At 48.3% G+C, this 12,926-nt stretch carries 9 protein-coding genes; 2 read left to right on the top strand and 7 right to left on the bottom strand.

The window, feature by feature from the left end; translation table 11 throughout:
- The first annotated feature begins 19 nt into the window (after positions 1-19).
- The gene (locus ACE04G_RS06625) at positions 20-3,256 is read left to right on the top strand and encodes an efflux RND transporter permease subunit (protein WP_449004038.1); all 3,237 of its coding nucleotides are present in this window, start codon (positions 20-22) and stop codon (positions 3,254-3,256) included.
- Between the two features lie 917 nt (positions 3,257-4,173).
- Here ACE04G_RS06625 and ACE04G_RS06620 read toward each other — a convergent pair.
- Together ACE04G_RS06620 and ACE04G_RS06615 are read right to left on the bottom strand one after the other, a co-directional pair.
- Positions 4,174-4,644, bottom strand: coding sequence for a VanZ family protein (locus tag ACE04G_RS06620; protein WP_486094270.1), 471 nt, complete (start codon positions 4,642-4,644; stop codon positions 4,174-4,176).
- 110 nt (positions 4,645-4,754) lie between these two features.
- Positions 4,755-5,255, bottom strand: a complete 501-nt coding sequence (locus tag ACE04G_RS06615) for a hypothetical protein (protein ID WP_215077409.1) — start codon at positions 5,253-5,255, stop codon at positions 4,755-4,757.
- 545 nt (positions 5,256-5,800) lie between these two features.
- Here ACE04G_RS06615 and ACE04G_RS06610 point away from each other — a divergent pair.
- Positions 5,801-7,477 (top strand): PucR family transcriptional regulator, encoded by a 1,677-nt coding sequence (locus ACE04G_RS06610; protein WP_486094269.1) that lies wholly within the window; start codon positions 5,801-5,803, stop codon positions 7,475-7,477.
- 16 nt (positions 7,478-7,493) lie between these two features.
- On the opposite strand, the gene ACE04G_RS06605 is transcribed toward ACE04G_RS06610, so the two are convergent.
- The 5 genes from ACE04G_RS06605 to ACE04G_RS06585 form a co-directional block, all read right to left on the bottom strand.
- Positions 7,494-7,721, bottom strand: a complete 228-nt coding sequence (locus tag ACE04G_RS06605; protein WP_449004040.1) for a hypothetical protein — start codon at positions 7,719-7,721, stop codon at positions 7,494-7,496.
- Entirely contained in the window at positions 7,721-9,166 is a 1,446-nt protein-coding gene (gene hydA / locus ACE04G_RS06600) for a dihydropyrimidinase (RefSeq protein WP_449004041.1), read from the bottom strand. The genes ACE04G_RS06605 and hydA overlap by 1 nt, the downstream gene beginning before the upstream one ends.
- Positions 9,163-10,458, bottom strand: coding sequence for an NAD-dependent dihydropyrimidine dehydrogenase subunit PreA (gene preA, locus ACE04G_RS06595; protein ID WP_449004042.1), 1,296 nt, complete (start codon positions 10,456-10,458; stop codon positions 9,163-9,165). The genes hydA and preA overlap by 4 nt, the downstream gene beginning before the upstream one ends.
- 104 nt (positions 10,459-10,562) lie before the next feature.
- Positions 10,563-11,930, bottom strand: a complete 1,368-nt coding sequence (locus ACE04G_RS06590; protein WP_449004093.1) for an NAD(P)-dependent oxidoreductase — start codon at positions 11,928-11,930, stop codon at positions 10,563-10,565.
- Positions 11,931-12,042: 112 nt separating this feature from the next.
- Positions 12,043-12,924: a nitrilase-related carbon-nitrogen hydrolase gene (locus tag ACE04G_RS06585; RefSeq protein WP_405130929.1), complete on the bottom strand. Its 882-nt coding sequence runs from the start codon at positions 12,922-12,924 to the stop codon at positions 12,043-12,045.
- Positions 12,925-12,926 lie beyond the last annotated feature (2 nt).

Raw genomic sequence — 12,926 nt, 5'->3', positions numbered from 1 at the left:
GAGGAGAAGAAACCATCGTATGAAAGGTATTATTAATTTTTCACTGAACAACAAGTTTGCGATTTGGATTCTGACGATTATCATCTCTTTCGCAGGTTTGTACAGCGGATTGACGATGAAACAAGAGACGATCCCGAACATCAACGTACCGTTTCTGAATGTCACTGCCATTGATCCGGGGGCTGCACCGGAGGGAATTGTTGAAGACGTCACGAAGCCACTGGAAGTAAAACTGCGCAATGTGGATGGCGTGAAGACAGTTACCTCCACTTCCATGGAGAATGCAGCATCGATCACACTCGAATTTGATTATGGTACAGATCTGACCAACGCGACGGCAACCGTTCGTGAGGCACTCAATGAAGTACAATTGCCTGACAGCGTGCAGAAGCCGACCATTTCCAAGTTCAGCATTAACTCTTTCCCGGTTGTATCTCTAAGCCTGTCCGACAAGGACGGTGGTGACCTCGAACAATTGACAAGACTGGTTGAATCAGATATTCAGCCTGCACTCGAAGATATTGACGGTGTAGCTCAGGTTCAGGTGTCCGGTCAATATGTGAAAGAAGTTCAACTGAAGTTTGATCAAGCCAAAATGGCCGAGCTGGGCCTAACTGAAGATACGGTAAACGGTATCGTTCAAGGTTCATCCATTCGTGTGCCACTGGGACTGTTCGAACTGGATAAATCCCAGAAGGCCGTTGTCGTAGATGGAAACATTATCGACATCGATGATCTGAAAAACCTTGCCATTCCAGTCGTACCCAGCGGTGCCGGAGCTTCCACAGGCAATGGTGCAAGCGCAGCCCCACAAGGCTCTGGAGCGCCAACTGGTGAAGCTGGTCAAGGTACAGCTCCTGGCTCTGCACAAGGAACAGACCAGGCTGCAGGGCAAGCTGCTGGCGGTAATGCCAGTGCAGGTAGTCCATCGGGCGCTGCCAACGCACCTGGCATTCCAACTGTAAAACTAAGTGAAATTGCCAAGATCGAAGTCATCGGTCAAGCGGAATCCATTTCCCGGACAGACGGCAAGGAATCGATCGGTATTTCCGTTGTAAAATCCAACGATGCCAACACGGTTGATGTCGTTAACGCAGTCAAAGACAAAGCGGAAGAATTGCAGACGCAGTTCAAAAATGCTGATTTGACTGTACTGCTTGACCAAGGTAAACCGATTCAGGACTCGGTGAACACGATGCTGGGCAAAGCCGTTTTTGGCGCCTTGTTTGCCATCCTAATCATCCTGCTGTTCCTGCGTAATATCCGTTCAACCATTATCTCCATTATCTCGATCCCGCTCTCCTTGCTTATGGCATTGACTGCGCTCAACATGATGGATATTACTTTGAACATGATGACGCTGGGTGCGATGACGGTTGCCATCGGACGGGTTGTCGATGACTCCATCGTTGTTATCGAGAACATCTACCGCAGATTAACACTCAAAGGTGAGAAACTGAAAGGCCGTGAACTGGTTCGCGAAGCAACTCGCGAGATGTTTGTTCCTATCCTTTCTTCCACAATCGTAACGATTGCGGTATTCTTGCCACTAGCGTTGGTAAGCGGTATGGTAGGCGAGCTGTTCCTGCCATTTGCACTGACCATGGTATTCGCCTTGCTGGCATCCCTGATCGTTGCCATTACCATTGTGCCGATGCTTGCGCACACCCTGTTCCGTGGAGGGTTGAAGAACAAGCAGAATCACGAAGAAAAACCAGGCAAGATGGCAGAAGGTTACAAACGCCTGCTGAACTGGACCCTTTCACACAAACTCATCACAGTCAGTATTGCAGTGATCTTGCTGGTCGGCAGTTTGTTCCTGTACCCGTTCATCGGTGCAAGCTTCTTGCCAGAACAACAGGATAAATACGTGACTATTACGTACAGCCCACAAACCGGAGCTTTGCGTGAAGATGTCGAAAAAGAAGCACTCGTTGCCGAGAAGTGGTTGCTGGAACAACCAGGTCTGGAGAAAATGCAATATTCCATCGGCGGCACGAACCCACTGAGCAGTATGGGGGGCGGTGGCGGAAACTCTGCACTCTTCTATATCGAATATAACGAAGATACAAAAGACTTTACCAAAGTGAAGGAACAGCTTGTAGAAGGTCTGAAGAAAGAAGTTACCGTAGGTACCTGGAATGAGCTCGACATGTCCGGCGGTCTGGGTGGTAGCGGCCTGAGCCTCTCCATCTATGGCGATAATGTAGAGCAACTTAAACCTGTATCGGATGAAATTCTGAAACTGGTTGAAGCGGATAAGGATAATTTTGAAAAAGCAGATACAACACTTGCTGACACCTACGGGCAATATACGCTCGTGGCTGATCAAGAGAAATTGAGTTCCCTGGGCCTGACTGCAGGCCAACTGGCGATGACGCTGAGCCCGGCACGGGAACGTCCTGTGCTTACGGAAGTTGATATTGATAACAAAACGTACAAAGTATATGTAGAAACAGACAACAAAACATTCAGCAGCATTAAAGAAATTGAGGATGAAACCGTCACTTCACCGCTTGGCATCGAAGTACCAATCAAAGATGTTGCCAAAGTAGAAGAAGGTACGTCCCCGAACTCCATCATGCAAATTGATGGTAAAGTTGTCGTACAAGTCACAGCCAACATCCTGGCTTCCGATGTACAGAAAGCTTCGAGCAACCTACAGGCTGAGATCGACAAGCTGGATCTGCCTGATGGCGTTGAAGTGAAGTTTGGCGGTACAACCGAACAGATTAATGATACCTTTACTCAACTGGGTCTCGCCATGCTGGCGGCCATCGCCATTGTATACTTCGTGCTCGTTGTTACATTCGGCGGCGGATTGGCACCATTTGCAATCCTGTTCTCCCTGCCATTTACGGTCATTGGTATTATGGTAGGTCTGTTCATCGCTGGCGGTACGCTTGACGTCTCGGCCATGATGGGTGGACTGATGCTCATCGGGATCGTGGTCACCAACGCCATCGTGTTGATCGACCGTGTTATTCACAAGGAAAAAGAGGGTATGTCTACCCGTGAAGCCTTGCTGGAAGCCGGTGCAACTCGTCTGCGTCCAATTCTGATGACCGCTCTCGCAACCATCGGTGCCCTGTTGCCACTGGTTACGGGTCTGGAAGAAAGTGCGGGTATCATCTCCAAAGGACTCGGAATTACCGTAATCGGCGGTCTGATCAGCTCCACGCTGCTCACACTGGTTATCGTACCGATTGTGTATGAGTTCCTGATGAAATTTAAAAAGAAAAGAATCGAAGATTAATTAGATAATACTATTATCCCCTCATGGCAGACAGTGAACTCAAACACTGGATACCGGAGGGGATTTTTGTTAGCTTAATCGATATAGTGAGGAAACGAAGAAGAGGCCGTTCGTCTGCGAGTGGAAGAAGGATAGGACTAAGAGCGAAAGCCAGATTATTAGAGGAAGCCATTATCGAAGTGGAACTGCTATGACAATGCTTGTATTGAGTCTTTCTTATCTCACTTAAAGACGGAATTTGTATTTGAAGAAACACAGGAACACTTCTTACCTTAAACCTATGACTTTTCATCAGATTACAGAGAGCGCTCAGCAACATCGCAGCCTGATTTTTGTGATTCTCGACGATATCATGTATGAAAAAACCAAGCCTTCGTTCGGGTGATCTGTATCCCTTTGCTACGGAAAGTTACAATCCGAAAGGAAGAGAAAAATTGCACTGGCTTGCGAGATGATGCAGGCCGCTCTTATGTCCATGTGCCAAGCCTACGTACTGATGGACTCATGGTATCCAACGTTTTCGGTGCTTCAAACCAATACCAAGCAAGGATTTCATGACATTAGTGGCTTGGAAACCAACCGCATTTCGTTTTTGGTAATCGCTCAAAAGTTTTGCTTCTTATATTTCGAAATCGGATAACAATCTAGTGACCATCGGCTCCGCCGCTTATCGGGTATATCGCTATGAAGGAAAGCACATTCTTTTGGACAACGCCGCAATGCTGTTGTGTTGGAAAGAGGGGGAAGGTTTTGAGCCCCAGGATATGAAGGCTTTTCTAAGCACAGATGTTTCACTGACACAGTATATGGATACTTGTAGGCTTTTTAGACTTCCAAATTATTAAAGTGATTATTTACAAGTACAGTTATTTACCTAAAATAAAATGACTCCAACATATAAGTCTGTTGGAGTCATTTTAAAAACTATGAGAGCCGAGATAATTTTTTCTGATAGCAAACAATTTCTCAGTTAAAATGAAAATTAGGTATCCTAATCCACTACCAAACATATTTAGAATTACATCGTCTATATCTGCAATACCCAGACAGGTTGCAAATTGAATTAATTCAATACTAACAATGATACCCAATGAAGTAAGCATTACTTTGGTGAAAGAATATCTTTTATATAGTAAAGGTAACAAAAATCCTAAAGGGATAAAGATCAATATGTTTCCAATAAAAAATTGAGTCACTACTCCTAAACTTGGATCACGTATGAAAGAATGTACTGAAGCAGATATTGATCGGAAGGGTTCGATCGAAATGTTCCATATTCCATAACGTTCTCGTTGTTGAAGCACTTCTTCAATTCTCTTTTCAACAACATGAAAATTACCAAAGAATTTCACTATAACAAAATTAACTAGTCCGAGTAGATAGATCACAAATGTAGTAACAATGATCTTTTTTATAATTATTATCACACTTTCTTTTTTTGAATAAATAAAATAAAACGAGAGTCAGATTTCTGACTCCCATTTTTTAAAATAGTTGGTTATTGTGCACTAGATATAGTGCCATTAAAAGCAAACTTCAATCCACTTCTAGGTACAGAAAATTCTACGTAATATTTATTACTAGAACTCAAACCTGAAAATGTGATAGAGCTTGTTGTATTAGGATTAATGTTACCGGATGCTACTGCCTGATTACTAGCATTATACACTGTAATTGTCACTCCGCTCAAGCTACCTGGAGTCTCTCCTACATTTTTCACATTCGTGACAGTAACTTTCATTTTTGAAGATCCTTTTATCCATTTATCAGTGTAAACTTGTGCACCAACCTCACTAACTTGGTAATTATAGCTACTTACTGACAAGTCATGAATTGACGCATTACTACCTGGCGCGTTAGCACCCATTGGAGTGATTACATTTATATTTGCAGGTGGTGCCGTTTGAAGATTATGTACACTCGTATCGGCAGATACCGCTCCTGCTGATAAAGATAACAAAAGAGCACCTGCAACTAAACTACTTACTAATTTTTTCATTTTATTTCCTCCTAATTACATTATATATACACAATATACCATTTAAAGATTTTTGTGTAAATATATACCTATATAGTATATACATATATAAACATTAAAACCAAAAAATAACTACCATCGTATTGCCAACAGTGTCTTTATTTACCGATGCTATCGGATTTGGTGAGATTATATTGTTTGTCCTATACATACGCAAAAAGATCCTACGATCTATCTGATCTTCATGTCCGAGTGAATCCATATTACGCACCTTCCTCCTGGAACAAACAGTTTAATGCCAACGCCGCTTAAAAACTTTTTTAATGTGGTGTCTTCTTGCTGAATAACGTTCCAGAATATGCATATGCGTCACATAGACTGACATAGAAATACTGCATTTTAATCAAAATCACAAAAAGCACAGTTCCATTTGTCATTTGAAACAAATGAACGTTAGATTTCAGCCCATCGGCTGTAAATAGACTTATAATATGGATTAATTATGCAAGTTGACGGATTCCAGACTCCAGATAGATCACATGTAATTGGGGAAGGACGGTGGTTGTGTGGGGGAGACAACGCTTCATATTCAAGTCAGAGACATGTTAAAACGTCCCGTATTCCGCAAGGCAGAAGTCTTGGCCAGTGAACGCGCACTGGAGCGATATGTTCGCTGGGTTCATATCATGGAAGTTCCCGAGGTCGGGGACTTGCTCAATGGCGGGGAACTGGTGCTGACGACAGGCATTGGCTGGCAGGAAGGTGAGCAGCATGGCCTGTCTTTTCTACGTCAGTTAATTGCACGTGGGGCTGCCGGACTCTGTATGGAACTGGGGGATCACACCAAGTCGCAGCTCGGTGCGATGAAAGAAATTGCAGTAGCAGCGGATTTTCCGTTGATCTGGTTCCACGAACAAGTCCGTTATATCGATATTACCCAAGATCTGCATTTCACCCTGATTCGCAGTCATCAGCGGATGATTGCCGAACTCGATAGTCTCACCACCTCGTTTAACCAACTTCTTCTGAATGGAGACGGGGTACAACCCCTGCTTCGATTAATGTCACGTACAACCGGATATGCCGTGGCGTTATATCCACTTGAAGGGGAAGCAAGTGCCGTTCCCTATTGCCCTCCAGAGCAGCTGGAGACTCGTCGGCAGGATTGGTTTTTGCAGCGGGAACATTTGGCGGGGGAGGATATTCCGAATTTAATGCAACTGTCAGGTAACACATTGGATGTGATCAACATGCCTGTTCAGGCGTTGGACTACACCTTTGCCGACCTTGTGCTGATGCACCAAAAACTGCCGGATCGCGATTCAAATATACCAATCAAACCCTCGGATGAATTCGTCATTCAGGCACTGGAACGTTGCGCGGCCGCGATTGCCCAGGACTGGATGCGAACCAAATACATGGAAGAGAAACGCCGCTACAAAGAAGATATGTGGGTCATTGATTGGCTTAACGGACACCACTCCACAAAGGAAATCCATGAATATGTATCCACCGTTAATCCCCTCCTCGCAACGAGTAAAGCTACCATAATCTTATTCGACAGTAACCCTGCATACACAGACAGCCTCAAACTTCAGAAATTATTAATCCAACGCAACATCGTTGCCCGTTCCGTGTTCGCTCGGGAGAACTTCACCCTCTACAGCACCGTTCTGAACCACCAGATCATTCTTATCATTCTCGACCCACTACCTGGATCTCAGCGTAAAAGCAGTCTCTGGCGCTGCATCGAACAGCTGCAGCAGCACGAACAGGAACAGACCCACTACCTCTTCTCAGGCCTGGCCGGTATCGGTCATAACTGCACAGACCTCTCCCGTCTCAAGGAGAGCCTGGAATCCGCGAAGGAGACACTGCGAATTCAGAAGGACATCGGTGTGATGCAGCAGCCCTTTTACAGTGACCTTCATTGTTATCGTATCATTGCCAGCATGAAGCAGAGCGGTAATCTGGATGATTTCATAGAAGAATATCTGGGGCCGCTCATTCGTTACGATGTAGAGAAAGGAGGTCAGCTGCTGCGGACCCTCAAGCAATATTTGGTCCTGTGCTGCTCCAAGCAAGAGACTGCCACCGCTCTATATATCGTTAGACAGACGCTGTATCACCGTTTGGACAAAATCGAAGCCCTTTTGGGAGAAGATTATATCCTCCCCGAGAAAAGGGTTGCCATCGAACTTGCCATCTACGCCTATGAGTACGTTCATGGGCCAATCGCATGAAGAACTCCACCATGGTCTAAGCTCCCCGCAGCTCCTGAAGCTGGCGAATCAGGATGTGACTGAACCACTTCCGTCCAGACGCCGTACCCACGTATTGCTCTTGTTTCTCTTCGGGAAGATCCGGGTGCCCCCATATGACGTGAGCACCCTCCAGATGTTCCCGTACCGCATAGATCCGATAACCCTGTGCAACCATTCGCTCTATGGCGATTCTCTCCGCCTCAAACACATCATGATCCGACATCAGCTTCTCCCTCCATTCACTGCCGTCACGGGCTGTTTCATCGGTATAGGTGCACCTGCATCATACTTGTTGCGCTTCACATATTGCCCCGCCCCTGCCAATCCGGCATACTGTCGATCTCGAATGACATACTCCCCGCGGCACAACACCGTCACCGGACACCCCTGTACCTGCATGCCTTCAAATGCACTGTAATCCACGTTCATATGATGCGTATCTGCCGAGATCACCCTGTTTACAGAGGGGTCAAAAATAACGATATCCGCATCTGTCCCGACAGCCAGAGTCCCTTTCTGCGGAAATAGTCCAAATAACTTGCTCGCTCTTGTCGAACATAGATCAACCCACTGATTCAGTGTGATCCTTCCTTTGACTACACCTTCGGAATACAGAATGCTGAGACGATCTTCGATGACAGGCCCCCCGTTCGGAATTTTACTGAAATCATCTTTGCCCAAGTCCTTCTGCCCTTTGAAATTAAACGAGCAATGATCAGAGCCAATCGTCTGCAACTGACCGCTTTTCAATGCATTCCACAGCACTTCCTGATGCGCTGCTTCCCGCAGCGGTGGTGACCAGACGTACTTTGCACCCTCAAAGTCCGGCTGATCCATGATCGATTGATCCAGTGTCAAATACTGAGGACAGGTCTCCCCCCAGATCCGGTAGCCCATTTCACGCATACGCGCAATTTGCTCCACTGCTTCCGCACAGGTCACGTGCACCACATACAGCTGTGAATCCGCAAGTGCAGCCAGACGCGCCGCACGCCCTGTTGCTTCTCCCTCCAGCATGGATGGACGAGTCAGCGCATGATGAATCGGCTCCGTGTGCCCTTCGGCGAGCGCCTGTCGAACCAGCAGGTCAATAACATCCCCATTCTCGGCATGAACCATGACGAGAGCGCCGTACTCTTTTGCCTTTTGCAACGTCTGGAAGAGAATCCCGTCATCCGCCTGAAACTGGTTTTTATACGCCATGAACACCTTGAAGGATGACACACCCTCTTCTTCAATGATCTGCGGCAGCTCTTCTAGCACCTGATCATTCATCTCGCCAATCATGAGATGGAAACCGTAGTCGATGGCAGCTTTACCCTCGGCTTTGGCATGCCACTCCTGGAGAGATTCGATTAATGGACGGCCTTTTTGTGTCAGACAAAAATCTATGATCGTTGTTGTACCGCCAAAAGCTGCTGCTGTCGTTCCCGTCGCAAAATCATCCGCCGTTACCGTTCCACCGAAGGGCATATCCAGATGCGTATGCGGGTCGATCCCGCCCGGAATGACGTAACAGCCCGCTGCATCTACAACCTCCATTCGTTCGTCTGGCACCAGTCCGATGCCAATCTGTGTGATTTTACCCTTTTCGATCAATATATCTGCTTCAAAGGTATCTGACGCCGTGACTAACACACCATTACGAATCAATTTGCGAGTACTCATGATATCGCCTCCTTGGTTGATTGATCTCTAACGGATTGCAGCATGGCAATCGCAGACTGACGTTCATTCCAGGTTACAGGTTCCTGCTCAGGTACAAGTTCAACCATCTCAATCGCCCCATCCACCGGGCAAACGATCGAACACAGATTACAGCCAACACAGTCCTCTTCCACCACTTCCAGATAGGAGCCGGACGGGTCAGTCAACATATCAATACACTGATGCGAGGTGTCCTCACAGGCAATATGGCATTTGTTGCAGTTGATGCAGACATCGCGGTTGATGCGGGCGACGACTTTGTAGTTCAGATCGAGATTGCCCCAATCGGAGTAACGCGGAACCGTCTGACCTACCAGTTCTGCTACACTGCTTAGACCCTTTTCATCCAGGTAATCATTCAGGCCATCAATCATCTCCTCCACAATGCGGAATCCATGATGCATCGCTGCGGTACATACTTGGACCCCTGTAGCGCCCATGAGCAAGAACTCTGCGGTGTCACGCCAGTCGGATATGCCGCCTATGCCCGAGATCGGTACACCTACCTCCGGATTACGCGCACACTCAGCAACCATGTTCAGTGCAATTGGCTTCACTGCTGGGCCACAGTATCCGCCATGCGCTCCTTTGCCACCCACATGCGGTACGGTATTCCACGAATCCAGATCCACACCTGCCAGGGAGTTAATGGTATTGATCAGGGAGATCGCATCTGCGCCACCGCGGACGGCTGCCCGGGCGGTCGCCGTAATATCCGTGATATTCGGCGTGAGCTTCACAATTACCGGTGTGGTCGCCACTTCCTTCACCCACATCGTCTGGAGTTCGACCAGGTCAGGTTGCTGACCAGAGGCGGCTCCCATACCACGTTCGGCCATGCCATGCGGGCAACCAAAGTTCAGCTCCAGACCGTCGACACCGACGGCTTCCACCTTTTTCACAATCTCATGCCACTTCTCCCGCGTAGGTTCCACCATCAGTGAAGCGACAACCGCACGGTCCGGGAAACGTTTCTTGGTATCGGCAATCTCCCGCAGATTCACTTCCAGCGGACGATCGGATATCAATTCAATATTATTAAACCCCGCTACACGCTGTCCGCCAAAGTGAACCGCCGCGAAACGCGAGGATGTATTGATAATTGGCTCACCCAGCGTCTTCCACACCGCACCACCCCAGCCCGCCTCGAACGCACGCTGGACCTGATATCCCGTATTGGTCGGTGGTGCAGAGGCCAGCCAGAATGGATTGGGTGATCGAATACCTGCCAGATTAATGGATAAGTCAGCCATAACGATCCCTCCTTGATGTTGTTTGAACTTACAGTCTGCCGCTTACGGCACGGAAGCTACTAAAACACGTGCAGTTTGTTATCGGTACATTGTATAGCGCCTGCTCATGCCGTCTCTTCCACCTGTCCAGGCAATGCCTTCATGACTGCGGCAGCAGCCAGCTTACCCTGCTGTGCAGCCGAGACAACCATCGCTTCACCCTGGCCCTGACCAAAAATGACATCTCCTGCCGCATAGATCTGAGGATGCGAGGTACGGTACGTATGCGGCTCGATCTCGACAACACCCCAGTGGTGACGAAGCCCAAACGCTTCAATTAATGGTAATAGACGATGCTGCCCAATCGCCCGGATGACCGTATCACATTCGATCATGAACTCCGATCCCTCCACAGGCACAGGCAATGCACGCCCACCCCCAGTTGGGGTAACCAGCTCCATTTTCACACATTCCACAGCTTGAACCCGACCGTTCTCGTCTCCAATAATACGCTGCGGCATCGTAAACCACCGGAACTCTACACCCTCCTGCTTGGCAAACGTATATTCAAACGCATACGCCGTCATCTGGCTTTCCCCGCGCCGATATAACATCTGCACCCGCTCCGCACCAAGACGTACCGAACAGGTTGCTGCATCTACCGCCGTATTGCCCGCGCCAATAACGGCGACCTTCAGACCATTCAGCGCGGGTGGAACACCCTGCTTGGTAGACTCCACCAGTTCAATCGCGTCATAGACACCTTCCAGTGTCTCCCCTTCAATGCCCAGCATGGGTACTGAACCCATGCCACAGGCCAGAATGACCGCTTCATGCTGCTCCAGCAACTGCGAAGCAGGGATATCCACACCAATGCGCACACCATAACGAATCTGCACACCAAGCGCCTCTACCTGCTCCACTTCCCAGAGCGCAACCGATTCGGGCAAACGGAAAGATACGATGCCGTACGTATTCAGCCCCCCACCTTTGGGTTTGGCTTCATAGATCGTCACCTCATATCCTGCGCGCCCCAGTTCACGTGCCGCTGACAGTCCTGCTGGCCCTGCTCCCACAACAGCGACGGTTCTCCCATTGGCAGGTGCTGCCTGGAATAACGGCTCATTCTTCGCACGCGCCCAGTCGGTGGCATATCGCTGCAAGTCACCAATCCGGATCGGCTTCGACGATTCGTTTAGCACACATGCGCCTTCACAAAGCTCTTCCGTGGGACATACACGTGCGCAACTGGCTCCAACCGGATTCGCATGCATGATGGTGCGGGCGGAACCTTTCAGGTGCCTTGTTGATATTTTGCTAATAAAAGAAGGGATATTAATGTCGGTTGGACAAGCCTTGATACAAGGGGCATCGTAACAGTACAGACAGCGGTTCGACTCCTCCATCGCTTCCTTGCCTGTCATGGCGGGTTTCATCTCGGCAAAACGACTCTCCCACCCATAATCGGATAACGTTGTTCCTGAGCTGTTCATCAATGTCATGCACCTCCTGGAGAATGATCTACGCTATCTAAAACAATCTTACGTGTATTACATGTGCCACCCCCGCTGACAGAATCACTTACCGATCACTCGTTGCTGCTTCCTACAGACTAACGAGATGTTCGTACGTTTCCGGCCTGCGATCCCGGTAGAATTGCCACACATTACGCACCTCACGAATCATCTCCGTATCCATCTCGCCAATGACGACCTCATCCTGATCCCGGCTACCGATCGCTACCATTCTGCCTCGCGGGTCCACCAAGTACGACTGTCCATAAAATTCGCCCATATTCCACGGCGCTTCCACGCCAACCCGGTTGATGGCCGCTACATAATAGCCGTTAGCTACCGCGTGAGCGGGCTGTTCCAGTTTCCACAGATATTCAGATGTACCCGCAACTGTTGCGGACGGATTGAACACAATCTCTGCCCCCGCCAGTCCAAGCAATCGTGCACCTTCCGGAAAATGACGATCATAACAGATGTACACGCCGACTCTGGCGTAGGCCGTATCAAAAACCGGAAACCCAAGGTTACCTGGTTTGAAATAATACTTTTCCCAGAAACCATTCGTGCCCTCACCTGCTTCCACATGCGGGATATGATGTTTGCGGTATTTGCCCAGATACGTACCATCCGCATCTATAACGGCTGCCGTATTGTAATACGAAGCAATGCCCTCCACCTCGTATACAGGTAAAATAATCACCACCGCAAGCTCCTTCGCCAGTTCCTGAAAACGTCTGGTCGTTGGTCCTTCCGGCACCGGTTCAGCGGATGCATACCATTTGGGATTCTGCTCTGTGCAAAAGTACGGTCCATAGAATACTTCCTGCAATCCGATGATCTTGGCCCCTCTTGCAGCCGCTTCACGGACCAGCGCAATGTGTTTCTGAACCGCAGCTTCTTTGTGCACCTCAACGGGAGCCGAACCTTCGATTTCATGAGAAGCCTGGATTAATCCGATGCTGATTTTGCCCATAA

The organism is Paenibacillus sp. AGC31, assembly GCF_057334655.1.
The sequence above is the reverse complement of the archived record's forward strand: the minus strand, read 5'-3'. Positions and strand labels throughout refer to the sequence as shown.